27 protein-coding genes, 2 tRNA genes and 1 pseudogene are annotated in these 23,786 nt (G+C 53.0%); 20 read left to right on the top strand and 10 right to left on the bottom strand.

Annotated elements, in window-relative coordinates:
- Window positions 1-5: 5 nt before the first annotated feature.
- On the bottom strand, window positions 6-530 hold the full coding sequence (gene nusB, locus WCV85_05500; GenBank protein ID MFA6474304.1) for a transcription antitermination factor NusB: 525 nt from the start codon (window positions 528-530) through the stop codon (window positions 6-8).
- Window positions 531-590: 60 nt separating this feature from the next.
- A pseudogene (gene rpmF, locus WCV85_05495) lies at window positions 591-767 on the bottom strand (50S ribosomal protein L32).
- Between the two features lie 138 nt (window positions 768-905).
- Between rpmF and WCV85_05490 the strand changes: the two are divergent.
- The 4 genes from WCV85_05490 to WCV85_05475 all read left to right on the top strand — a co-directional run bounded on the left by WCV85_05490 (window position 906) and on the right by WCV85_05475 (window position 3,063).
- Window positions 906-1,142 carry a hypothetical protein gene (locus tag WCV85_05490; GenBank protein ID MFA6474303.1) on the top strand — a complete coding sequence of 79 codons (237 nt, stop codon included), beginning with the start codon at window positions 906-908 and terminating at the stop codon, window positions 1,140-1,142.
- Window positions 1,112-1,537, top strand: coding sequence for a hypothetical protein (locus WCV85_05485; GenBank protein ID MFA6474302.1), 426 nt, complete (start codon window positions 1,112-1,114; stop codon window positions 1,535-1,537). Before WCV85_05490 ends, WCV85_05485 begins: the two co-directional genes overlap by 31 nt.
- Before the next feature lie 110 nt (window positions 1,538-1,647).
- Window positions 1,648-2,640, top strand: a complete 993-nt coding sequence (locus WCV85_05480; GenBank protein MFA6474301.1) for a hypothetical protein — start codon at window positions 1,648-1,650, stop codon at window positions 2,638-2,640.
- A 120-nt stretch (window positions 2,641-2,760) separates the two neighbouring features.
- Complete coding sequence (locus WCV85_05475) at window positions 2,761-3,063, top strand: hypothetical protein (GenBank protein ID MFA6474300.1); 303 nt, start codon at window positions 2,761-2,763, stop codon at window positions 3,061-3,063.
- Between the two features lie 113 nt (window positions 3,064-3,176).
- Here WCV85_05475 and gyrA read toward each other — a convergent pair whose 3' ends face one another.
- From gyrA to WCV85_05455, 4 genes are all read right to left on the bottom strand, one after another.
- Window positions 3,177-5,681: a DNA gyrase subunit A gene (gene gyrA, locus WCV85_05470; GenBank protein MFA6474299.1), complete on the bottom strand. Its 2,505-nt coding sequence runs from the start codon at window positions 5,679-5,681 to the stop codon at window positions 3,177-3,179.
- Window positions 5,671-6,075 carry a hypothetical protein gene (locus WCV85_05465; GenBank protein MFA6474298.1) on the bottom strand — a complete coding sequence of 135 codons (405 nt, stop codon included), beginning with the start codon at window positions 6,073-6,075 and terminating at the stop codon, window positions 5,671-5,673. The genes gyrA and WCV85_05465 overlap by 11 nt, the downstream gene beginning before the upstream one ends.
- Window positions 6,076-6,078: 3 nt before the next feature.
- Window positions 6,079-6,729: an MBL fold metallo-hydrolase gene (locus WCV85_05460; protein ID MFA6474297.1), complete on the bottom strand. Its 651-nt coding sequence runs from the start codon at window positions 6,727-6,729 to the stop codon at window positions 6,079-6,081.
- A gap of 90 nt (window positions 6,730-6,819) precedes the next feature.
- A complete protein-coding gene (locus WCV85_05455) occupies window positions 6,820-7,692 on the bottom strand; it encodes a hypothetical protein (protein ID MFA6474296.1) in 873 nt (290 codons plus the stop codon).
- Window positions 7,693-7,870: 178 nt separating this feature from the next.
- Here WCV85_05455 and WCV85_05450 point away from each other — a divergent pair, with 178 nt between their 5' ends.
- The 3 genes from WCV85_05450 (at window position 7,871) to WCV85_05440 (ending at window position 12,313) form a co-directional block, all read left to right on the top strand.
- Entirely contained in the window at window positions 7,871-9,073 is a 1,203-nt protein-coding gene (locus WCV85_05450; GenBank protein ID MFA6474295.1) for a S1 RNA-binding domain-containing protein, read from the top strand.
- A gap of 49 nt (window positions 9,074-9,122) precedes the next feature.
- On the top strand, window positions 9,123-10,973 hold the full coding sequence (gene ftsH, locus WCV85_05445; GenBank protein MFA6474294.1) for an ATP-dependent zinc metalloprotease FtsH: 1,851 nt from the start codon (window positions 9,123-9,125) through the stop codon (window positions 10,971-10,973).
- Window positions 10,974-11,278: 305 nt separating this feature from the next.
- Window positions 11,279-12,313 (top strand): hypothetical protein, encoded by a 1,035-nt coding sequence (locus WCV85_05440; protein MFA6474293.1) that lies wholly within the window; start codon window positions 11,279-11,281, stop codon window positions 12,311-12,313.
- 364 nt (window positions 12,314-12,677) lie between these two features.
- Here the strand turns inward: WCV85_05440 and WCV85_05435 are convergent.
- A tRNA-Ile gene (locus WCV85_05435) sits at window positions 12,678-12,754 on the bottom strand.
- Between the two features lie 159 nt (window positions 12,755-12,913).
- Between WCV85_05435 and WCV85_05430 the strand changes: the two genes are divergently transcribed.
- The 3 genes from WCV85_05430 to WCV85_05420 are packed head-to-tail and all read left to right on the top strand — an operon-like array spanning window position 12,914 to window position 15,073.
- Window positions 12,914-13,627, top strand: coding sequence for a PIG-L deacetylase family protein (locus WCV85_05430; protein MFA6474292.1), 714 nt, complete (start codon window positions 12,914-12,916; stop codon window positions 13,625-13,627).
- On the top strand, window positions 13,612-14,346 hold the full coding sequence (locus WCV85_05425; protein MFA6474291.1) for a hypothetical protein: 735 nt from the start codon (window positions 13,612-13,614) through the stop codon (window positions 14,344-14,346). Before WCV85_05430 ends, WCV85_05425 begins: the two co-directional genes overlap by 16 nt.
- Window positions 14,333-15,073 (top strand): RluA family pseudouridine synthase, encoded by a 741-nt coding sequence (locus WCV85_05420; GenBank protein MFA6474290.1) that lies wholly within the window; start codon window positions 14,333-14,335, stop codon window positions 15,071-15,073. The genes WCV85_05425 and WCV85_05420 overlap by 14 nt, the downstream gene beginning before the upstream one ends.
- Window positions 15,074-15,093: 20 nt before the next feature.
- On the opposite strand, the gene WCV85_05415 is transcribed toward WCV85_05420, so the two are convergent.
- The gene (locus WCV85_05415; protein ID MFA6474289.1) at window positions 15,094-15,321 is read right to left on the bottom strand and encodes a hypothetical protein; all 228 of its coding nucleotides are present in this window, start codon (window positions 15,319-15,321) and stop codon (window positions 15,094-15,096) included.
- Window positions 15,322-15,645: 324 nt separating this feature from the next.
- On the opposite strand from WCV85_05415, the gene rplS reads away from it, so the two are divergent.
- The 4 genes from rplS (at window position 15,646) to WCV85_05395 (ending at window position 20,091) form a co-directional block, all read left to right on the top strand.
- Entirely contained in the window at window positions 15,646-16,014 is a 369-nt protein-coding gene (gene rplS / locus WCV85_05410) for a 50S ribosomal protein L19 (GenBank protein MFA6474288.1), read from the top strand.
- Window positions 16,015-16,101, top strand: a tRNA-Leu gene (locus WCV85_05405).
- A 259-nt stretch (window positions 16,102-16,360) separates the two neighbouring features.
- The gene (locus tag WCV85_05400; protein MFA6474287.1) at window positions 16,361-19,447 is read left to right on the top strand and encodes a hypothetical protein; all 3,087 of its coding nucleotides are present in this window, start codon (window positions 16,361-16,363) and stop codon (window positions 19,445-19,447) included.
- A gap of 227 nt (window positions 19,448-19,674) precedes the next feature.
- Window positions 19,675-20,091 carry a hypothetical protein gene (locus tag WCV85_05395; GenBank protein MFA6474286.1) on the top strand — a complete coding sequence of 139 codons (417 nt, stop codon included), beginning with the start codon at window positions 19,675-19,677 and terminating at the stop codon, window positions 20,089-20,091.
- Window positions 20,092-20,125: 34 nt separating this feature from the next.
- On the opposite strand, the gene WCV85_05390 is transcribed toward WCV85_05395, so the two are convergent.
- Window positions 20,126-20,671, bottom strand: coding sequence for a hypothetical protein (locus tag WCV85_05390; protein MFA6474285.1), 546 nt, complete (start codon window positions 20,669-20,671; stop codon window positions 20,126-20,128).
- Window positions 20,672-20,725: 54 nt separating this feature from the next.
- Window positions 20,726-21,121 carry a 4a-hydroxytetrahydrobiopterin dehydratase gene (locus WCV85_05385; GenBank protein ID MFA6474284.1) on the bottom strand — a complete coding sequence of 132 codons (396 nt, stop codon included), beginning with the start codon at window positions 21,119-21,121 and terminating at the stop codon, window positions 20,726-20,728.
- Window positions 21,122-21,162: 41 nt separating this feature from the next.
- Between WCV85_05385 and WCV85_05380 the strand changes: the two genes are divergently transcribed.
- The 6 genes from WCV85_05380 to WCV85_05355 all read left to right on the top strand — a co-directional run bounded on the left by WCV85_05380 (window position 21,163) and on the right by WCV85_05355 (window position 23,775).
- On the top strand, window positions 21,163-21,531 hold the full coding sequence (locus tag WCV85_05380) for a cupin domain-containing protein (GenBank protein ID MFA6474283.1): 369 nt from the start codon (window positions 21,163-21,165) through the stop codon (window positions 21,529-21,531).
- On the top strand, window positions 21,506-21,916 hold the full coding sequence (locus WCV85_05375; GenBank protein ID MFA6474282.1) for an SRPBCC domain-containing protein: 411 nt from the start codon (window positions 21,506-21,508) through the stop codon (window positions 21,914-21,916). The genes WCV85_05380 and WCV85_05375 overlap by 26 nt, the downstream gene beginning before the upstream one ends.
- Window positions 21,913-22,332 (top strand): nucleoside 2-deoxyribosyltransferase, encoded by a 420-nt coding sequence (locus WCV85_05370; GenBank protein ID MFA6474281.1) that lies wholly within the window; start codon window positions 21,913-21,915, stop codon window positions 22,330-22,332. Before WCV85_05375 ends, WCV85_05370 begins: the two co-directional genes overlap by 4 nt.
- A 47-nt stretch (window positions 22,333-22,379) precedes the next feature.
- Complete coding sequence (locus WCV85_05365; GenBank protein MFA6474280.1) at window positions 22,380-22,865, top strand: hypothetical protein; 486 nt, start codon at window positions 22,380-22,382, stop codon at window positions 22,863-22,865.
- 66 nt (window positions 22,866-22,931) lie between these two features.
- Window positions 22,932-23,354, top strand: a complete 423-nt coding sequence (locus WCV85_05360) for an NUDIX domain-containing protein (GenBank protein ID MFA6474279.1) — start codon at window positions 22,932-22,934, stop codon at window positions 23,352-23,354.
- A 4-nt stretch (window positions 23,355-23,358) separates the two neighbouring features.
- Window positions 23,359-23,775 carry an NUDIX hydrolase gene (locus WCV85_05355; protein MFA6474278.1) on the top strand — a complete coding sequence of 139 codons (417 nt, stop codon included), beginning with the start codon at window positions 23,359-23,361 and terminating at the stop codon, window positions 23,773-23,775.
- The last annotated feature ends 11 nt before the right edge of the window (window positions 23,776-23,786 follow it).

Below are 23,786 nucleotides of genomic sequence, written 5' to 3'. Positions count from 1 at the left end.
CAGACTTATGCAGCAGGTGGCGGGGACGCAGGGGGCATCTCCGGTGGCTTCTCGCCCAGCATGCGCTTCACATTCTCTGGGGTAATCACCTGGCTTTCCGGAGTTTGCGCCTGCGTTTCCAAATGGTCTTTGAAAATGGAGCCCAGCACACCGTTCACAAACCGGCCGGAAGATTCGCCGCCAAAACTCTTGGCTAGTTCAATGGATTCGTTAATTGCCACTTTGGGTGGCACTTCCGCCGTGGAAAATTTCAGTTCAAAAATCCCCAGGCGCAGGACGTTCCGGTCAACATTGGTGATTTGATCAAGTGGCCACTCTGGGGCGTACTGCACAATGAGCTTATCAATCTCGGGTTGGTGCTTCAGCACCCCACGCACCAATCGCAGGGCAAAGTCATGGTCGTCAAAATCTGGAGCAAACTCCAGCTTGTTCTTCTCAATCAACGCCTCCGGATCCGCAGCATTCCCATTAAAATCCCACTCAAAAAGCGATTGGAGGGCAATGGTACGGGCAAGGTGCCGGTTGGACATAGCTTACCGGCTAGCGCGGCTGTCGCGCTTCTTGGTTCGAGCTGCAGTCCGTGCATCTTTGTCCTTGAGCTTCAGCACATCGCGGCCCTTGTAGAACCCGCAATTCGCACACACGCGGTGGGGCAGGATGGCGGATTTGCACTTGGGGCAAACGGTGAGCGAGGCAGCGGAAAGGGCGAAGTGCGCAGCGCGCTCGCGTTTGGATTGTTTGGTTCGGCGTTTGGCAGGGAGACCCATAGGAACTAGACGGTAAAGGAAAGGACGTGATAAGTCAATCCTACTGCATTTCCTGGCACTTGGGCAAGCCATTGACGTTCTGCCCCAGGAAAGGTACAACAAAGGGTACGAAAAATGATCTTTTAACAAGGAGGAAATATGCCTCGTCTTCACCTGACAGATGAGCAAATCAGCGCGCTCTTAGCCCAAGCTGGGCTATTCCGTGACCCAGCCGGCTGTGACCATGCAGTCGCCCAACCAACCGGAGGAATCTGGGATGCGCCTGGTCATCCAATTCATGAGAAGCAAAGCCACGTGTGCGCAGACTGCGAAACTTCTCGGACACTCCGGGTTACACCTTTTGTGTGGCCAATCCTGAAGAAAGTGGGGGAGTGATGCTGGAGAAGTTACGGCCCTTTAAATGGGCAATTATCGCGCTTTGCGTTGGGGGAATCTTCGCCCTTCAAAGTAAGAGCTCTGCTTGGGAGGACAGTGTAACGGAACTGATCAACAACTACCTGACAAAAGTTTCGCCAGGCGACAGCACATCTCTTGGGAGCGCAGCTGCTGACTCAATTTATGCGCAGGGCTACCTGACCGGGCAAAGTATTCTCTCCCAATCCGATATCCAACTAGAAAACCAACGGGTTCAAAAAGCATTCGACGCTCTTCCAGATAGCTCATTACTCTTCCTGGACTTGTACCTTCTTGGTGTGGAGCAGGCGATTGCTGATCAAAAGAAACAGCAAGAAGCCAAACCACGCAGGCGTGATCGTGATGATGAAGTCTAAAGCACCTTTACCCGTCTCCCCTCTGGAGGCGGGTCTTTTTATTGACACGAATCATTGCCAGCGTTATAGTATCTTGAATCAAAAAGAACTTTAACATTTGGAGGTAAAACATGCAAAACACAGAAACACGCAAGCCTATTGAGGTGCTGTCAGTTGGCGCGCAAACGAATCGAAACAAACGGGGACTACTCCTGGAGCAACAGCTCGGGGAAATCGAAGCCTCGCTAAAAACCACGCACGACGAAGACAAATTCCGGCAGGAGATTATTGCCGGCTGTGAAGTTGATATTCCGTGTGGGAAAGATGAGCTGAAAGCAGCTGAAAGGAAAAATTCCGTGACCCAAGGTCAACTACAAGCCGAGGCGCGGGAGGTCCAAACTTTTGAAGATAAAGTGAGAAACACTACAGGGTATACCCCCATTGCCGTTATTCCGGCAGAGCTATGGAAGAACTTCTGCATAAAGTGCAATCTCTGGCGCTTTGAACATTTGGACGGGGAATCCAGAACTTACGTCAATGACGAATGGTCAGGCCACATTCATGGAACGCGTGTATTTACTATCGTCCTGTGGGTAATTGCGCTTATCGTTGGCTGTATTGCTCTTTTCAACGATAGCCCAACAGTCACCGGGGTTTGTATTATTGTCGCTGGCGTTGGCATACTAACGTCAATCGTTCTGAAAATCATCTCTCTCAACATGAAGATGACGTCCAGAAGATTTCTTATGGCACTCCAAGATGTTTGGCCCTGGCATATTGACGAAAAGCGGGATAGAGAGCAAAAGCAGTTCAGCTACCAAGTGCAGCTGCCAAAACCACCTATCGGATTTGCGCAGAAACTTATTAAACTCAAACAGTGCGGCTTACAGCCATGCATTGCCGCAACCCCTGAGGCACTGACCATTCATTTTGACAAGCCGAAACGAGAAGCGCGGGAAGTGGACTGGGCTGAACCTGTTCTGTATGTGACCAATGCGCAATCGCAACCGTCGAATAACACAGAGCTGGTTGCAATTCTGGACCAATTCGGCGACTTCCCGGATGAAAAAGAAGCTGTCCGTTTGGCTTGGGAATGCTCAGAACAGTACTACGCAAAATTCTAAGGTACTTTTACCCGCCCCCAATCTGGAGGCGGGTCTTTTTATTGACAGCACTGTAGCGCCAAGGTAAGGTTGGCGGAACGCATTGAAATTGAAAATGCACATTTGCCATACGAGGTTCCCATGGAATGCCCACGCTGTACTGGGGAGAAAAAAGGTGAGTTGAAAGTCCTCCGCAACACTCCTCCCGAGCATCGTTTCTTAGTCTGCGATGTTGCAAGACACTTTTTTAAAATCCCGGTGGAAATACTAATGAGCCTGGAAGGACCGGTTCCCACGGATCTCATTTTCTCACCCCGATCGGTGGATGCTGCACTTGGCCATGTATTCATCTCCAGCGGGGATGAAAACGAGCTACAACAGCTACCCACCATTGAGACCTACCGACAAGTGCTTGGGCTACCACCAAGCGCTCGGAAAGACTAAACAAACACCCCTCGTCACACAACGAGGGGCTTTTTTTCATTTTCATAAAGTCACTGCAAAACCAAAGCCCGGGTCAGGGGACCCGGGCTACCCACGTTGGTCATTTCGAAAAATTATACAAAGGTAACTGAGGCCACGCTGTCCTTCACCTCTTTGAAGCGCATCAGGCGCACACCCTGCGTGTCGCGGCCCAGGACAGAAACTTGCTTCAGCGGCAAACGAATGACCTGACCTTTTTCAGAAATGATGACCACGTCTTCTTGCTCGCGCTTGGCATTCACAATGAAGGCAGAAACAATCTTCCCGGTCTTCTCGGTAATCTTGGCAGTCTTGATGCCGGAACCGCCGCGGCCCTGGATGCGGTACTCCTTCAGGTTCGTGCGCTTGCCGTAGCCTGCGCCCATGATCACTAGGAGCTGCTCGTTGGTGCCGGCTTTGCCTTCGGGAATAATGTCCATGCCCGCAACCATGTCACCGCGCTTTAGGTTCATACCGCGCACGCCACCAGCGGTACGGCCCATGGGGCGGACGGACTTTTCCGCAAAGCGGATGCTCTGGCCATTCACGGAGACCAAGATGATGTCATCCTTGCCACTGCTGGGCTTCACCCACTCCAGCCTATCTTCGGGCTTGAGTTTGACGGCAATGAGCCCAGAGCGACGCACGTCTTTGAAGGCAATAAGTTCGGTTTTCTTAATAGTGCCTTGGCGGGTGAGCATGATGAGGTATTTCTCTTCAGCAATTTCCGCCAGGGAGAGGACTGCGGAGACTTTCTCGTCAGGCCCCAGCTGCAGGAAGTTCACTACGGCTTGGCCTTTGGCCGTACGGGAAGCCTGTGGCACATCGTAGGCCTTCAGCTGGAACACACGGCCGCGGGTGGTGAAGAACAGCAGATCCGCATGGGTCATGGTAGCGAACAGCTGTTCCACGCTGTCTTCTTCCTTCGTGGTCAAACCAATGACGCCTTTGCCACCCCGGCCTTGGGTCTTGAAAGACTCCGGCTCCACCCGCTTGATGTACCCATCGCGGGTAAGCATGATCACCGTGGCTTCGTTGGGAATAAGATCTTCTTGCCGGAACTCACCCACCGGGTTGGGGTTCACCACCGTGCGGCGGTCATCCCCGTACAGTTCCCGAATCTCCGTCACCTCTTTGGAAATGACGCCGCGGATGCGCTTGGGGCTGGCCAGCAAGGCTTCCAGCTCTTTGATGAGCTGCAGCTTCTCTTTCAGCTCTTGCTCAATCTTCAGGCGCTCCAGGTTGGCCAACTGCTGCAAGCGCATTTCCAAAATCGCCACGGCCTGAATCTCACTGAGCTTGAACTGCTTCATGAGGTTCACCCGAGCCTCATCTTTATCTTTGGACTTCTTGATCAAGCGGATGACCGCGTCAATATTGTCCACGGCAATCTTCAAACCTTTGAGAATGTGGACGCGCTCTTTGGTCCGGTCCAAGTCGTACTGCGTGCGGCGACGAATCACCACCACGCGGTGCTTGATGTACTCTTCCAGCACGCCCTTCAGGTGCAGCACGCGCGGCTGAATGCCATCCACCAAGGCCAGCAAATTCACATGGAACGTGGTTTGCAAATCCGTCATGTCGTACAGCCGGTTCAGCACCTTCTTGGGGTAGGCGTCTTTCTTCAGTTCAATAACCACGCGCACGCCGTCTTTGTCTGACTCATCACGCAAATCCCGAATGCCTTCCAGCTTCTTGTCCCGCACCAAGTCGGCAATGTGCTCCAGCAAGCTGGACTTGTTCACCTGGTAGGGAACTTCCGTAACGATAATGTGGTAGCTGCCATTCTTCGCTTCCACAATGTCGGTCTTGGCGCGGATCACAATGGCGCCCTTACCCGTGGTGTAGGCGGCTTCAATTTCTTTCCGGTCAAAAATCGTCCCGCCGGTGGGGAAGTCGGGACCAGTGACGAACTTCATCAGGTCATCCACCGTCGCCTCAGGTTCAGCAATCAGGTGGACAATCGCATCGCAGAGCTCCCGCAGGTTGTGCGGAGGAATGGACGTGGCCATACCCACGGCAATACCCACGGCGCCGTTGAGCAGGAGGTTGGGGAGCGCGGCCGGAAGCACGGTTGGCTCTTGCCGGCTGCCGTCATAATTTGGAATGAAGTCTACAGTGTTCTTCTCAATGTCCCGCAGCATCTCTTGGCTGATCTTCTCCAAGCGCGCTTCGGTGTAGCGCATGGCCGCAGCAGAGTCACCGTCCATGGAACCAAAGTTCCCTTGGCCGTCCACCAATGGATAGCGCATGGCAAAGTCCTGCGCCAAACGCACCATCGAATCGTACACAGCCACGTCACCATGTGGGTGATACTTACCCAGCACTTCACCAACCACGGTGGCCGACTTGCGGTACTTGGCCGCGTGCGTGAGTCCCAGGTCTTTCATGGCGTAGAGAATGCGCCGGTGCACGGGCTTCAGTCCGTCCCGCACGTCCGGCAACGCGCGCGCCACAATGACGGACATGGCGTAATCCAAGTACGACGTTTGCATTTCCTCCACAATTGGCCGGGCACGAAGCTGGCCAGTGTTGAGGCTAAGCGTGGGTTGTACGGGCTTTGAGGCTGGGCTGGACTTAGGCTTAGGCTTAGGAGGCATTGGTATTCGTCTGGCTATTTACATTGGCGGAATTCGTATTTGCAGCAGGGAAAATTGCCTCACGGAGCTGCTGCACCTGCTCTGGGGTGGGGCTGTTTGGATTGATATTTTTAATAGAATCTCGGGGGTCATCCTTCCCAAACTTGAACAGGTTGCGCACCTGCTCCGAGAATTTTCCAAAAGCCGGGCTGGAACCCTTCTGCGATTCCAGCACCGAAGGGAGGGTGACAATCCACAGGAAGACAATGAGACCGGTCACAATACCCACAGACCAGAACACCAGCTTGCGGCGACGCTGCATTTCCTCGGGGCTCAACGGAGCCGCCATGCCGCGCACGCGTGGTGCCTGCTTCCGGCGCTTCGGGTTTGGGGTAATAGCGTCGAGGGAGGGCATACCTTACGCGTCTGGTTTGAGAATGACCACTTGGGTTTCTTCCTGCGGTAAATCTTTTTTCACAATTTTCAGCTTATCCGTTGGTTCGCTCTTCACGCCCATGACTTTAATAAATGCGTCCACGCCGGCAATGGGGAAGCGCTTCTTGTCCATGCCGTGCACCAGGTAGTGCATGGGAATGACAATCCGGGGTTCCAGCTGGGTGATGATATCCGAGGCCGCCTTGGCGTCAATGGTGTAGAACCCGCCCACGGGGATGAAGAGAATGTCCACACCGTTGAGCTGTTCAAACTGCTCGTCTGTGAGTTTGGGTTGGCCAAGATCACCCAGGTGCGCCAACTTCAAATCATCTGCTTCCAGCCGGTACATGGTAATGCCCCCGCGCTCCGTGCCCTGCGTGGCATCGTGGAAACCCGCCACACCTTGGGCAAACACCCCACGCACTTCATACTCGCCTGGACCCTTGGCCACAAAGGGCGAGCCACTGACGCCTTGCAGGTAATTGTGGTCAGCATGGTCGTGGGTGATGAGTACAAAATCTGGCGTGACTTTGGGCAATTTCAAGCCCACCCCAGGCTCGTAGGGGTCAATGAGGACAATGGCGTTTGCGGTTTGGATTTTGAAGCAGGAGTGACCAAGCCAAGTGATGATCATGGGGATTTTTTCGGTTCAAGGAAGGACGAGAAAAACGCTCGCCGTCCTCTGCAGCGTAGCAAGGAAACGCTCTGGAATCAAGGGCATTTTTCAGGCAGCGAGCGGCAAATTCGTATCCACATCATCCGTGTTCGGCAGGTCATCCTCAGCCTTGACATTCCCCGCCTTTGCCGCTGCTTCTGCTTGCACCAACGCTTGGAAATTATCTTCAGCAACCGGTTTCCCGGGGTCAGCAGAGGCTTTTGCCTGCGTCACGCCAAAGACTGGCACCACCGTGGCTTTCTCCTGCTGTTGGTGACCCAACTGTGAAGCCATACCTCCACCCAGTTGCACTGGCCGAGGCGCGCCCGTTGTCGTATTTCCTGGAACGGCTTTTGTGGAACCTGGATTCACTGTACCAGCAGTTTTCGTATCACCAAAGACGGAGCTCTGTGCTTTGGCAGCATTCGCCGAACCAACCACATCTTTGGGAACCACGGAGGTAAGTTTGTCTCGTTCTTCTGCGCTGTGGCGTATGTTCAAATTCTTGATTGCCGCTTGCCGGCGTTCCAGGCGCTGCTTCTCTTCTAGGGACGGTCCCGTAGTCTGCGTTTCTTTCGCCTGCTCTTCTCGTAAGTACTCCAAGCCATGTTCGCCCAGCATTTTGGGATCAAAATTCTGAATGGCGTGATCCCCCTGGTGCAACTTGGCGTGCACCATTTCTTTGGCGAACCCAGAAACTTTATATTGAGGATGCTCCTGAATATGCTTCAAGAACGAGCCCAGAAACTTCTTGGCTTGGTGGGTGGTAACCGTTTTTTGAAAACGCACCTTCTCAATATGCTCCACATCCGCATGTTCCATCAATTTTTTGAACTTCATGGCCGAAATTGGCTTGTCCCCGTACTTACTGGTGATAGGCGAAACCAGCCGTTGCGCATTGCGGAGGAGGAGATCGGTTTTGATTCCAGAGATCTTTGCCATGTCCATACTATACCAAAAAAATACACTTCTGTCAATTCTTGCAAAGATTTCCAAAGCAGCGTACTCTCAAAAAGCTCATTCCTATTCCTTACGCATCCGCAATCGTGGCGCTAGCGTGCGCTGCGAGCCCGTCCAGCAAGCTTTGCTGGAGCGTGGTTAAGCATTTTTTTTGTTCTCTATGACCGATCAACATACGTCAGCCGCGTTTGCCTCGCTCCTGGAATCCCCAAACCAGCCCACCCTGCCCAAAGTAGGGGATGTGGTGGAAGGGACGGTTATTGCGCTATCCAAATCTGAAGTCCACCTGGACATTGACGGGATTACCACCGGGATTATCCGGGGGAAAGAGTTGGTGGATGAATCTGGTGAAACCGCAACCTTAAAAGTTGGGGATCGTGCCCAAGCAACGGTGTTAGACATGGAAAATGAGAATGGAGAAATGGAACTCTCCTTCCGCTTGGCCGGGCATGAGAAAGCCTGGGGCGAATTGGATGCCATCCTCAGTGAGCGCAAACCCGTGGATGTGGTGGTGGTTGCTGCCAACAAAGGTGGACTCATGGTGAAACTTGGCCGCATTGACGGCTTCTTGCCCGTGTCCCAGCTCACGCCCGAACACTACCCCCGCGTGGAAGGCGGCGACAAATCCCGCATTTTGGAACTCCTGAATAAATTCATTGGCCAATCTTTTGCCGTGAAGGTCTTGGATATTGATGAAGAAGCCAGCAAGCTCATTGTCTCGGAAAAAGCTGCCTGGGAAGAGCAGCGCGTGGAAACGCTGAAGCAATTCCAGCTGAACCAAATTGTGGAAGGGAAAATTACCGGCGTGGTGGACTTCGGCGTCTTCGTGGGTTTTGGTGACGGACTGGAAGGCTTGGTGCACATTTCCGAACTCGCCTGGCAGCGTATTGATAATCCCAAAGGCGTCTTCCACATTGGCGACGATGCCAAGGCAATGATTATTGGCATTGATGGTGCAAAGATTTCCCTCTCCTTCAAACGTTTGCAGGATGACCCGTGGGCCCAAGCCGCCGAGCGCTACAAAGTTGGCGACACGGTGAAAGGGAAGGTTGCCCGCTTGAACACCTTTGGCGCCTTCGTGGAACTGGATGACATTGTCCACGGCCTCTGCCACATTTCTGAACTCTCACATGACCGGGTGAAGGATCCCGGTGAAATTGTCCGCCCAGGCGACGTAAAAGAATTCAAAGTGATTTCCTTTGATCCCACCCAGCACCGCTTGGGGTTGTCCATGAAGGCTCTGCTACCAGAACCAGAAGGAAAGAAAGCGGATGAAGAAAAAACAGACGACACCGAAGACAAGTCTGAGACCGAAAAAACAGCAGCGCCAGCCGAAGCAGTGACTGAAGAAAAAGCAGAGTAGGGAAAGTTTACCTACCCCGGCTGATTTACCATACTGACGCAACCTTTCTATGAAAAACCTTAGCAAAAATATCCTCATTTTCGTGGTCGCCCTGCTGGTCATCTCCTCTGTCTTCTCGTTTGTGGGAGGTGAGAGCAGCAAACCCAAGTCCATGCCCTTGAATGAACTGGTAGTGGCCATCCAAAAAGATGAGGTGAAGCAAGTGCAGGTGGATGGGGAGAAACTGAACATCACCCTGAAGTCTGACGAGAAGCGCACGGCCTACAAAGAGCCGGCGGATTCCTTCACCACGGCGTTGAAAAACTACAACGTGGCACCGGAGAAAATTGCCGCCATTGATTTGCAGGTGAAGCAACCATCCAGCGGCTCGGTGTGGCTGGGCGCCATTCTGCCAATCCTCCTGCCCTTAGCATTGTTCATCTTTTTCTTCTGGTTCATGATGCGCCAAGCGCAGAACGTGAACAACCGCGCTATGTCCTTTGGCCAAACTGGGCCCAAGGAGCAGCCAGACCAGCAGAAGAAGCGGGTCCCCACCACGTTTGCCGACGTGGCTGGCGCGCAAGAAGCCAAGACCGAACTCATGGAAGTTGTGGAATTTTTAAAGTTCCCCAAGAAGTTCACCGCGCTGGGTGCAAAAATTCCCCGTGGCGTGCTGCTCGTTGGCAGCCCGGGCACCGGCAAAACCTTGCTGGCCAAAGCCGTGGCAGGTGAAGCGGGTGTGCCTTTCTTCCACATTTCTGGTTCCGAATTTGTGGAAATGTTTGTGGGCGTCGGCGCCTCCCGCGTGCGGGATCTGTTCCGCCGCGCCAAGAAAGCTGCCCCGTGCATTATCTTCGTGGATGAAATTGACGCCGTGGCACGCCAGCGCGGTTCGGGCTTAGGCGGCAGCCATGATGAACGCGAGCAAACCCTCAACCAAATTCTGGTGGAAATGGACGGCTTTGATACGGAGACGAATGTCATTGTCATTGCTGCCACCAACCGGCCTGACGTGCTGGACCCCGCCTTGCTCCGCCCTGGCCGCTTTGACCGGCGCGTGATTCTGGACCTGCCTGACCTGAAGAGCCGGGAAGCCATTCTGAAAGTCCACAGCCGCAAGAAGCCATTGGCGCCTGACGTGAACCTGCAAAAAGTTGCGCAGCGGACACCGGGCTTTTCCGGGGCTGATCTGGCAAACTTGCTAAACGAAGCTGCGATCCTGGCTGCCCGCCGAAATTTGAAGCAGGTTGGGCAGAATGAGTGCCTGGAGTCTATTGAGAAAGTCATGCTGGGGCCGGAGCGCAAGAGCCACGTGCTGAGCGAGCAGGAGAAGAAGATCACCGCCGTACACGAAGCCGGGCATGCGCTGGTGTCTGCCAGCTTGCCGAATGCTGACCCGGTGCACAAAGTGTCGATCATTTCCCGTGGCCAGGCTGCTGGGTACACGCTGAAGCTACCAGAGTTTGAGAAGAAGCTGCACAGCAAAGCCGAGTTCATTGATGACCTGGCCGTCATGCTCGCCGGACAGGTGGCGGAGCAGGAAGTCTTTGGCGACATTACCACGGGTGCCCGGAACGACCTGCAGCAAGCCACGCGCTTAGCACGGAAGCTTGTGACAGAGTTTGGCATGAGCGAGCTGGGCAGCCGCACCTACGGCAACAAGGAGGAAATGATCTTCCTGGGTCGGGAAATTACCGAACAGCGTGACTACTCCGAAAAAGTTGCGGAAAACATTGATGCTGCTGTGGATAAATTCCTGAAGCATGGTCACGAGACTGCCAAAAAAATTGTCCAGAAGTCCCGCCCAGCTTTAGATGCGATTGTGGCGAAACTTTTGGAAAAGGAAACCTTGGAGCAAGAAGAGTTTGCCGCACTAGTCAAGCCATTCCTGAAACCAGTACCAACTCCAGTGACTGTCTAAGATATTGTACAATTCGAAGTACAAGGCCCCGCTCTACCCGAGTGGGGTTTTTGGTTTCGGAGGAACGGAGGACGAAAATGTAAAACCAAACCCCAGCGCGGTGCCGCTGTGCCCGCGCGCCCTCCGGGAAAAAACTTTGTGTCAATGGGCCAACTCTGTTTACACCTGATTCGTGACCAACGATCTTCGCACCCTAGAGAGGGTGCTCTAGGGAAAAATTTTTTACACCGTCCCACCCTAACCCTCCATCCATACTGCTATCCATACCCTTACCTTCCACCCCAGCAAATGCTATACTTTTACCCATGGAGGAAAAACCCATCCAAAAAACCATCTACCTGCAGACTATCCGCGAGGCGTGGCGCATTGCCCGCCGCCACAAGTTCCTGTGGTTCTTTGGGTTTTTCGCTGTCCTCATGAACTCTGCCCTGGTCAGTGGTATTGACTCCTTCCTTACCAACCTTTCAATTATTCAGAATCAGGGTGAGAACCTGGCGCAGGCAAAAATCTTCTACCAATCAGAAACCCTGTCATTCATTCTGAATAACGTATCGCAGTTCTGGAAAACCGTGTCCGTTGCCAACATTCTCACACTACTCATCGTCATTGGCATTTTCGCTTTCTTCATTTGGATGTCTGTCCTCTCCCAGGGTGCACTCATCACCGCTACGGAAAAACTCCGCCGCGGAAAAATTGTGCAGCCAGAGGAGAGTTTTCGTGATGGCGCCCGAACCTTCTGGCCCATTTTCTGGTTGAACATTCTGCAGCGTGTGGTGACCACTGGTGCTGCTATGCTCATTGCCGTGCCCTTAGTCTCACTGTACCTCAGTAACGGTCAAGAAATCTGGGCAACCACCCTGGGGATCATTACCTTCATTATCCTCGTACCGTTTGCGGTGGTGGTGGGCTTCTTACTGCAGTTTGCCTCGGCGTACGTGGCGTTGCGTGGCCGCACGGTTCGCCAAGCAATCAAAGATGCCTGGCACCTCTTCCGCCAGCACTGGCTTGCGAGTGTGGAGATGGCCATCATCCTCTTCCTCATCTTCACGGTTATTGTCGTTGCCTTTTCAACGCTGTTCTTCCCGCCAATCGTCAACCTGTTCATCTCTGACAGTGCCGGATTCCTCAGCGGCCTTGGAAACTACATTAATGCGTCGCTGGTGATCACGCTCATCATCCTCTTCCTGTTCGCGGGCATCTTCTGGTCCTTCCAGTATGTTGCCACCACGCTCTTCTTCCTTAAGCTAGAAGAGGGTGGCGTCATGTCGAAACTCGTCCGCTGGTTTGGCCACTGGGGACACGTGGGACAGAAACCCAAGCTAGTCACAAGAAAAGTCTAGGGGAGGGCAACCGACGCAAAAGTCCAACCATGAATCACCATGGCTGCATTGTTGCAGACTGGAAAACATGCTGTAGCGAGTATACTGTGTTGTTGTTCACGTGATGAGACGCAGTCCCGCAACTGAATGAGCACCTTGTCTCTATTTTCTTTCGGGGTCCCCATGAAGCAGGCACGGACCGACCGAAGGGAGGGAGTACGGCTTCATAGGGTAAAGCGAGGCTTTGCCCTATGGTTGGAGCGAGTCACGCAGCAGCGGGACGCGCGGAGACCGCAGGGCAAAACGAGCTGGTGGGCGCGCTAGGACTCGAACCTAGGACCAGGTGTGTACCTGCCCGCCGTACGGATCTGTACTCCAAAACTGTTGGTGCGCGCCCCTGGACTCGAACCAGGAACCGGTCGTGTATAAGACGACTGCTCTAACCAGTTGAGCTAGGCGCGCTTCAACAATCAAGGAATATAAGAATGTGCTACTCTACGCCGTACTCCGGGAGGCGGGTAAGACACCCGCTCTACCAACTGAGCTACGCGCCCATGCCCACTCCCCATACTACGAGTATTCCTGAACTGTGCAAATACCCCCATGGGGTATACTGGGATTATGCAGGTTCCATCATCACACCCCATCCTTGGGAAACGCTTGCTCATCATCACTGCCCACCCAGATGATGAGAGTTACGTTATGGCCGGAACCTTAGCAGCGAATGCAAAGGCGGGTGGACAGAATCTCCTGGTCTGCGGCACGAAAGGGGAGCAGGGCGTCTCACACGTCCGCCTACCCATGACCAGCCACGAGCTTGCCGCCTGCCGTTGCAAAGAGCTGGAACATGCTGCAAAAATCCTCCGAGTCACGAAGCTGGTCACCTGGAACTTCCCTGATGGCCAGCTCCAGAAGCACGCCGTGGCCTTTGGTAAAAAACTTTTCACCCTGGCAAAAACTTTCCAGCCAGAGGTTGTAGTCAGCTTTGGTCCTTGCGGTATTACTGGCCACCATGACCACGTAGCCGCCGGCGAGGTTGGGCGGAAGTTGGCCAAAAAACTGCAGCTCCCATTTGCCGCTGCCGTTCTGCCCCCACGCGTCCAGCGCAACGCCAAAGCGTTCCTGTACGCCCGCCGAAAATCACCCAACTACGCCCGCACCATCCACTTTCTCCAGCCCAACCTCACTATCCCCATCAACGCTGTAGTGAAACGCCGCGCCGTCTGCTGCCACAAATCGCAAATGGATGGCCGTGCTGCATTTACTGGATTCCCGGCGTATGTGGTCACAGCGCTGCTCGCAAAAGAGTACTTCCGTATATGGTCACCCAAGTAAAAAACCACCCCACCATCCAAAAAATCCTCCAAGCGCTACCCACAACAGCAGAACTTTTTGTCGTGGGTGGATCGGTTCGGGATGCACTCCTCAACCGGCCCACGACTGACCTGGATCTGGTGGTTCGCAACCTGCCAATTGACGAACTTCGTGCTGCGCTTCAGTCCATTGGTACAGTTGATGAGAAAGGTGCGCGCTGGGGCGTGCTCACGCTGACCATTGGTGATGAAGCTGTAGACATTGCGCTGCCTCGGAGTGAACAAACAGATGCAAACGGCGCGTACCACGACACCCAGGCTGTGCCGGACCCTGAGCTGCCAATGGAAACTGACTTGCAGCGCCGGGACTTCACCATCAACGCCATGGCCGTCAATACGCGAACCGGAGAACTGGTTGATCCTTTCCATGGACAAGTGGATACCAACCAGAAAACCCTGCGAACCGTGGGAAACCCAGAAGTACGCTTTGCTGAAGATCACACCCGCATCCTCCGCTGCCTGCGTTTTGCCACCCAACTGGGATTTGCCATAGAACCCATTACGTGGGAAGGTCTCCGTACGGTCGTCCGCCAGGCGGGCCAGCTTCGTATCCCTAAGCGTATTTGGGAACAGGAGTTTGCCAAAGCCCAGGATGACCTGCCAACCCTCCACGAATGGCTCCGCAAAGCCGGAATCGAACCTGTTCATGCTTTCACCCAGCACCACTATGACAAAAAATGAGAGCAAAGAAGTGGTGCTGGGTGAACCACACATTATTTCTGAAACCCCTGACTACCTTATCCTAGATAAACCCAGTGGTTTGCTGGTGCATGCTGCGCCGCAACATCCAGAAGCAGACACCTTGGTTGATTGGCTACAAACCAAGTACCCGGAAATCCAAGGGGTGGGTGAAGACCCCGAACGCCCGGGCATTGTGCACCGTCTGGACCGGGATGTCTCTGGCGTCATGGTCGTGGCGCGCACGCAAATGATGTTCGACCATTTGAAGAAGCAATTCCAGAATCACGAGGTGGAAAAAAAATACCTGGCACTGGTCCATGGCGTGCCTGGCAAACCAGATGGAACCATTTCCTTCCCCCTGGGTCGTTCGCGCCGTAACGCTGGCCGCATGGCCTCCCAACCCAAACCCACCGACCACACCCGAGACGCCGTGACGCACTACGCGGTGAAGGAGCAATTCACCCACCTGTCACTCTTGGAAGTAACCATTGAGACTGGCCGCACCAACCAAATCCGCGCCCACCTGCTGGCTTTTGGTCTGCCAATTGTCGGCGACACCGTGTACGCCAGCCGCTGGGTAAAGCAAAAAGTTGCCTTTGACCGACCTTTCTTGCACAGTTGGAAACTGGGGTTTGCCGACCTGTCGGACGTCCGACATGCCTTTGAAGCGCCGCTCCCGCCAGTACTGCAGGACCTCCTGACGAATTTACAAAAAAGGCCTCAGTAAAACTGAGGCCGGTGGTTGTACTAGGGGGTTGCGAGCTCATCGCCCGTTCGGAGGTAGGCAAAGATACTCGCGATTTCTGTCCTTTCCCCACCATCAGGGGTGAAGAGCCGGGGTGAGGAAGCGTCGGTCCCGTGAAAGTTACTAATGTCCCGAATAACAACTCGAGGCGAGGGACACGCTTCTGCAGCAGCTTGTAACGCTGCCGCATTATTGTCGTGGCTATCAATCCAAAGAACTGCGTATCGCATTTTTCTCCTTTCTCCTACCGAAATGCGTCTAACAGGTAATCATTGATTGCCCGAAACAATCCGCGTCTGCCGGTGTCAACGTACATGGAATCTCCTACCAGCTTGAGCCCTGATGGAAGGGAAGATTCCCTAGGTACAATTTTGGCCCCAACCGTGGATTCGACCGATGAATCCTTAGCCTGGAAAGGTTCATTCTTTTGCATGTATCCTCCTCATTTGCCTGTATAGTACCAAGAGGTATGAATTCGGCAACGGGTGCCGTACGATGCCTTCAATGTCTAGCCCTTGACGAACCCTGCCACAATCCGTACACTGCTACAGCATATGGATATCATCCGCGAAACCGCTAAAGCCAAACAACGCACAGACCTGCCTGTCCTGAAACCAGGTATGGTGGTGAAAGTGCACCAAAAGATTAAGGAAGGCGACAAAGAGCGCATCCAGGTCTTCGAGGGTACTATTTTGGACGTTCGCCATGGCCAGGGTTTGCATGGCACCTTTACGGTCCGCAAGGTTTCCGAGGGGATTGGCGTGGAACGCATTTTCCCTGTCCACGCGCCCACGATTGCGAAGATTGATGTGGTGAAGCAATTCCGGGTACGCCGCGCAACGCTGTCTCACCTCCGCAAGGGGTACCGGAAGCGTTTGAAGGAAGTGCGGAAAGACACAACCAAGCAAAAGGCAAAAGCCTAGGCGGACGTGGTGCAATTGGTAGACACGCTACCTTGAGGTGGTAGTGCCCGCAAGGGCTTGGAGGTTCGAGTCCTCTCGTCCGCACCACTCGACGCGTCCCTCGCTGATGCTCGGGTTTTGTTCGTGGTCTGAGACCAGCTCGTTTCGCGCTCACAGTTCCGCGTGAGCCGTTTTTTACGTCTCCCGCTACTCCGTCACTCGAAGCCTCGCTTTATCCAAAAGCCCCAGGATTTGACAAAATCCTCTATATTTGGTTAGATTGCCAGTCAAACACAAATAACCACATTGCATAGGAATGTAATGTGAAGAATGCATTTTTCACAATTCAAACACAAGGAGAGCAGCAATGCCACTACCCGCGGATGTAAAGCAAATCCCGTTGCAACCCGGTCAATTCGCATGGTGCCGAGATGAGAAATCTGGCGGCTTGCGGATGTACGTCGGTCCATGTCGGCTTACGCCAACTGATGACGACGTATTTTTGAGACAGGATCCAGAGAACCCCAGCCGGCTTATTGTCGCCGCGAGTCTCGCTGAAGCGGTGCAGGACTTCGTAACCATCAGGCCTGGTGTGTATGCAGTCGTCCACAACCCCGTAAAGGCGTTGAAAGAAAACTACCCGAATGGGCAGTTCACCGCTGACAAAAACAGTCTCGAGGCGCTGAACTACGGCAAGACAAAAGTCCTGACTGAGGGATACTTCCCAATATGGCCTGGGCAGCGAATTGAAATTCGGCCGATGCACGAGCTGCAATCGAACGAATACCTCATTGCCCGTGTCATCGATGAACACAGTGTTGATGAGCAAGCACCATTCTTCTCGCTCACACAAGAGTGTGCGACCATTACGGCCGCAGTAGCCGATGCAACAGCCTTGGCTGCACCTCTTGTTCAGAGTGGAGAAGAAGGGAAGAAGGTGGAGCCCAGCGATGGAACCACTGAACACGTGGAAGGAGAAGACAAGCCCCCGGTTGGTGATGCAAACAATCAACCGAAGGCAAATGAAACAGCGAAGCCAGTTCCAGCGGTACGCTTAAGAACTGGCCAGCAGATTGTCATCCCGGGTTCCAAAACGCCGATCTACATTCCGCCAACCGGCATAGAAGTTGTCCCGGATACATCCATTGATGATTCCGGCCGACCCGTGACGCCAAATATGGCGCGTCAACTCCTGGAAAAGTTCGAACGTCAAAGCGCTGATGCTGCTGCGACGAAAGGATCATCGGCTCAACGCGGAGGACCATCCTACGCCACAACCGGGATTGAACCGGCAGTAATTATCGGCAGACTCCAAAAAAAAGTGCAAGCCGGCGAACTAGACGTCCTCGGCTTGAAAGCAATGCTGCCAACCGACCAAGCGTCGATGTTTCTAAAGAACGTCCAGAGAGCAAGAGAAAGCTCCTACACTGACCAGAATGCCATCAAGTACGCTCTTGAGCAGCTGCCGACACCTACACTCACCAGAATGGTGGAATCGGCAAAACTATTTGAGGAACCTGACCTCAACCTGCAGGAAGGAACTATCAGTGGTGTTGCCGTTGACGATCTGAAGTTGATCGCTGAAGGTCCGCGTTTGGTACGCCAAGCCGTGGTCCTGGGCCCAACTGAATACTGCGTCCTCTTGGACGTCGATGGACGACCGCAAATCCACAAAGGACCGGGCCGCGTATTCCCTGGACCGTACGATCGATTCCAGACCAAGGGCTCACGCAACCGGGTGTACGATGCGTACCATTTGCGCAGCGATCGTGGCTTACTCGTCCGCATCATCGCGGAGCGAATCTCCAAAGATGATCTGACCAAGGAACTCCCCCAGGGCTTGCCCGGCAACGTGCTGGACAAAGTCACGTTCTTGAAGGGTGACGAGGTCTTCATCGCGGGTTTTGATGCATATTTAGTACCATCGAACTCATTCGAGGTCATTGACCCTGAATCGCGCATTCCCCACATTGGGAATGACCACGCGAAGGTATACGTCCAAGCCATTGGTGTCGACCAGAAAAGTGGCGTCTACGTGATGAATGTCGAGACTGGGCAGATTGAACTGGTCAAAGGGGAAAAAAAGCTCCTCCTTGATCCGCGCAAGCACAAGCACGTCCACCGTAGCGTTCCGGGCCGGGCCTGGAACCTGATGATTGGCCGCGCTGAGCCACACAAAATGGTGTCTGACACGGAAATCGTCAAAACGCCGTGGGCACTCTCCATTATTATTCCCAATAATGAAGCAGTGCTGGTCACCAGCAAAGAAGGCCGTCGGGTGGTTATTGGACCGTGTACGGAGCTCCTCGGCTACGAAGAGTGGCTTGAGAAGCTCACGCTGAGCGCTGGCCGGCCGAAGTCCGAAGTAAGGAAGGTAGAAACCTGCTTCCTTCGGGTCAGCGGCAATCGGGTTACAGATCGCATCGATTTGGAAACCTCTGACTTCGTTACCATCAAGGTGGATGTCAGCTACGGTGTGACATTCAGAGGTGAAACCAGGGAGGAGCAGTACAAGTGGTTCGACCACCGCAACTACGTCCGCTTGCTCTACACCCACTTGCGAAGTCGCCTTCGGGCTGCCGCACGTGCCAAGTCGCTCATGGAGTTGCAGCCGATCATTCCGGATTTTGTGCGTGATGTCGTTCTCGGTTCGAAAAAAGAAGGAGAGCACCGCACAGGATTGAAGTTGGCGAACAACATGCTCGTTGATGAAGTTGAGGTTCTGGAAATCGCTATACCCGACGACGATGTCGCCGGCGTGATGGAAAAATCTCAGCGCGAAACAGTCATCCGACAGATTAGTGATGCAAACCTGAAAGCAACACTCGAGTCGAACAAGCTACGTAATACCGTGGCTGATGAACAGGTGGAGCTCGACGAAGCAGCGCTCATCCGAAAATCAGAACTTGGCTTGAAACAGAACGAAGTTGACCACAACATCGCGAAAGACAAGGCTGAGAAAATGCACGAGGTTGCTCTACTCGCGAGAAATAACGAGGATGCGGTGCTTGACCAAAAAGCGGACAAGCAACGCGAGCGCGACAAGAAGGCTGCGGATCAAAAACGCGATCAATTGAAGAGCGACGAGGAATTGCAAGAGGAAATCGTGGAAGGCAAGAATGCCTTGCGCGTGAAGCTTGAGCAAGAACTTGCCAGCATTCAAAAAGATCTCGTTGGTGCAGGTGCTGATGCCGTGGCGAAGCAGTTTGGTGCAATTCAGACCGGACTCATTGAAGCCCTTGAGGGTCTCGGCGACAAGCAGGTACTAGCTGCGCTCGCAGAACACCTGCCGGAAGCTGGGGGCGCTCTGGGATTTCTGCTTGGCCAAGGTGGCCTAGAGTCAATCAAATCGATGATTGCTGGCACGCCGCTTGCTCAGGTAATTGAGAAGTTGGGTGCGGGCAAGCCTCGGTCGCAGCCAGACCAGCCCAATGCTACTGGCTCTATCCAGTAAGCAACTATCGGCAATACGTCATTCGCACATTTCGGGTTACCTGCAAAGGTAACCCGTTTTTTATTTTGAAAAATATTTTAATACAGCACTGTAATTCCTCTGTGACTTGTTTTTTTCGCACGCTTCGCTATACTGCACTCTCCGCAAAAAAATCTAACCTAAGAAAAATCATGATCACTGTGCGCCGACCTACCCCGAATGACGGAGACGCTATTGCTCGCCTTTTCATGGCAAAGTATCGCTTCAGTTCCTTGGAAGAAGCCAAAGATGCTTTTGAGGGCGAATGCCGGCACCAGCACATGCGCATTGCTCTGGATGATGAGCGGGTTATTGGCATTATCTCCTGGCGACCCCAAGGCGCGGCACACCACGGCGTGGCAGAAGTGACCCGCTTGGCCGTGCTACGGAATTACCCTGACCCCGTGGGCATAAAGGAGCAGCTCTTTGACGCTGCCCTCGCCGAAGCAGACTGGTATTTCCACCAGCGCAACAGCAGATTACACAAAGTCTTCTCCCTCATCCACGCAGACAACCAGCACCTGAAGCACTTCTTTGCTACCAAGGGCATGGAGCAGGAGGCGGTACTTCGGAATCACTTCCGCTTTGGCATGGATGAGCTAGTGTACTCGATGTTCGTAGCGTAAAAAAAGACCACACGAGTGTGTGGTCAGTAATACATTATGCATCTTTTGGCCATGAGACAATCCAAAGGTTGTCTTGATTTTCAAAAGAACTGTGTACGGTCGCCCCTAAATTTTTATACCAAGCCAAAATTGGTAGCTGCGATACAACTCCCCACACTTGCCCTTGCTCTTTGCGAATGGAGCGAAGGACGCGACGCATCAACACATTCCCATGTCCACTTTGACGATGAACGTCCCTAATTTGCAGACAAGAAATGTACTGATAGCCTTGCTCATTCAATGCAGCAGCGATTTGGCGGTTCTTGGGGTCTTGGAATACTTCGGGTGATCGTGGAAAATGCAAGATGCTACCAACAAACGTTCGCGATCGATCAGGAGTCAAAAGCTGCAGAGGGACAATTTCTTCATCGTGCCGACATAGTCTTTGCAAAAGTTGGTCACGAAAATGCTCGCGGTTTGTAGCATATTGTAAGCCCTGTAATGGCTGCAGCCAAGGAATTTCGTGCCCGAACTCTGCCATGAGGGCGAAAAACTGAATGACAAAAGCACGGCTACGAAGTGATTGTGCGCTGAGGATCATGTTCCCTCTCTCTATCTATAGGATTTCACTTTTCAATGTTCAGGGCTGCCTATCTTAAACTGCAATCAGTATTTTGTCAATCTTCGCAGCGAGAATAAAGTCATTCTCATGCAAGCCGCCAATAGCATGCGTCCACAAGGTGAAGTGGACCTTATTATAGTGCACGGAAAAGTCTGGGTGGTGACCTTCGGCTTCTGCCACCTCTTCCACTTTCCGCAAGAAGGCCATTGCCTCTCGGAAGTCTTTAAACTTCACTTCCCGTTGGAGTGTAGCCACATGTTGTCCGTCTTCCGTTGATAAAACCACTTTCCACTCTGGCACCTGCGGAAGTAACTTCTGCACTTCGACATCCGTCAGCGTGGGTACGCCGCCTTCACACGGAACGCACTTTTTGGTTGTTAGGGTATTTTCCATATGCGTCAGCGTAGCCTGGTAGAGGCGGATGAGCAAGGCTTGCTCCACCCAAGCTGAAACGGTATGGTAAGGGCACTATGCGCCACATTCCTGCATCACAAACTCCTTGGCAGCACAAACCCGGCTACAGTAAGCGCATCTACGCCACGCCGGAAGATTTGCAGCAACCGGGCTTACTGGTTCAAGAGCTCCGCATTGCGCCTGGGCAGGTTGCGGAAAACCACTACCACAAACAGCAGACGGAAATCTTCTACTTCCTGAACACCGCGGGGGAATTTAGCGTCAATGGAAAAGTCATCCCACTCCAGGTGGGCGACGTGCTCATTGTTGAACCAAATGATGTGCACGAAGTTCGAAATTTGAGCAAAGAAGACTTTTGCTACGTGGCCTTTAAGTTCAATTTTGTGGAGAATGATTACTTTGAGAACGAAAAAACAGCAACATAGATTCACTCTCACCGCAACCTTCAATGCTTCACCAGCTGAAGTTTTTGACGCACTTACGGATAGTAGGAAACTTGCTGCCTGGAGCGGTGAGGGAATTGTCCAACCAAAAGTCGGCGGGCGCTTTGCCATGTTTGACGGCTGGGTGAGCGGCAAAGTTTTGGCCTACAAGCCCGGCAAAGAACTTGGGTACACGTGGAAAACAACTGAGTGGGCTGAGGCGTGGGAACCGTCCGAAGTGCGCTACACTTTTGCGAAGACCAAAACCGGCACCAAAGTGACACTCACGCATGCGAACCTGCCAAACGCCAAAGAAGCCCGAGAGCACAAGGTCGGGTGGTCGGAGCACGTGTTTGAACCTTTGGCGGAATATTTTGTAAACCAATGACCATCTACTTCGCGGGTTCCATCCGCGGCGGCTTGCCAGATCGGGAACACTACCAAAGACTCATTTCATATCTGCGACAATTTGGCCAGGTGCTGACGGAGCATGTGGGTGATTTGGAACGTTCCACCAAACGCGAGGACACCCAAACCATCCAAGAAATTTACACTGAAGACCTACGCTGGCTTGAACAGTCTGACGTGGTTGTGGCAGAAGTGACCACGCCCAGCCTGGGTGTGGGGTATGAACTGGCGACTGCGGAGCGCTTGCAGAAGCCTACGTTGTGTTTGTACCGCCCCGGCCCAGACCGAAGTCTTTCGCTTATGGTACGGGGCAATCCATATTTCACCGTAGGTGAATATCAAACGCTGTCTGAAGCAGAAAACTACATCCAGAACTTCCTCTTGGCAAAAAGGTAGAAATGGCATAAGGTCAAGAAAAGAAAAATCAATTGGAAGGAGTATATGTGAATATCGTCATTTGTGGGTCTTTGAAATTCTACAATTTTATGCAGGCTATTGCCCAAGAACTGCGAAACGCTGGGCATAGCTGCCAGGTGCCAATCCTCGTAGAGGGCGTGAACTACTGGGACGAAAATTCTACGCATCGTGTGCAAGCCAAGAAAGATTTGGATCTCATTCGCGAACATATGCGGAAAATTGAAACGGCGGATGCAATCCTGGTGGTTAATGTACTGAAGGACAGTATCGAAAACTACATTGGCGCCAATACCTTTGGGGAAATGCAGTACGCGTTCTACCTGCAGAAGCCCATTTTCTTGCTCAACCCCATACCTAACCAGCCGTACATCGCGGATGAGTTGGCCAGCATGGACATCGTGGTTCTCAACAATGATCTAACAAGAATCTCTGAAACCCCAAAAGCGCCACACGCAGAACCTCGCCACCCGCAGCCGTTGGTCACTGGCTCTCGACATTGGAAAAGGCGATAAAATTCCCAATGGATCGTTACACAACCGGGTTGCCCCAAGCGCCCGGTTTTGTTGTACACTATTTGTATGACTCCAAAAATCTTCGTGGCCATGAAAGCTTTCATCACCTTCAATGGAAAGGTGCTTATTCTCCGTGAGTCAAAAAAGTATGAGGAGGGTACCAATGCCGCCCGGTATGACATTGTGGGCGGCCGCATTCCACCCGGTGAACGCTTTGATGAAAGCCTGCGCCGAGAAATCCGGGAGGAGACAGGTTTGGAAGTAACCCTTGGCCAACCTTTCCATGTAGATGAGTGGCGGCCAGTGGTCAAAGGTGAACCCTGGCAAGTGGTGGCAACGTTTTTTGTGTGTGAAACGAGCACTGACGCAGTTACTCTGAGCCAAGACCATGATGACGCACAGTGGATTGATCCGAAAGACTTCCAAAAGTACAATCTCATCCCAAACCTCATTCCCGCGTTTGAGGCGTTTCTCAAACGCAACAAATAATTGTATGGCTGATGTGGTACCTACAAATCGACCTCGTGTAGGCGTTGGGGTTATTGTCATGAAAGATGGCAAGGTCCTCTTGCAGAAACGAAAGAGTCTCCACGGTAATGGAACGTGGGCTTTTCCAGGGGGACATTTGGAGTATGGTGAAACCCCGGAAGAATGCGCTTTGCGAGAAGTGGCTGAGGAGTGTGGGGTAGAAATAGCCAATCTCCGCCGCGGGCCATACACCAATGATGTCCACGAAAACGAAGGAAAGCACTACATTACCTTGTACGTCATTGCTGACTGGGTGAGCAAAGAGCCGCAAGTTCTGGAACCTGAGAAGTGCGAGCGCTGGGAATGGTTTGGCTGGGATAAACTACCTGAACCACTGTTCCTGCCCATTACCCATTTGCGGGAGCAGGGGTTTCGTCCTTAACATAGAGGTGC

Source organism: Patescibacteria group bacterium, from assembly GCA_041665345.1.
Classification (GTDB): Bacteria; Patescibacteriota; Patescibacteriia; order PEXW01; family PEXW01; genus JBAYJA01.
Note: the sequence above shows the minus strand (reverse complement) of the source record. Positions and strands in the feature narration are given on the sequence as shown.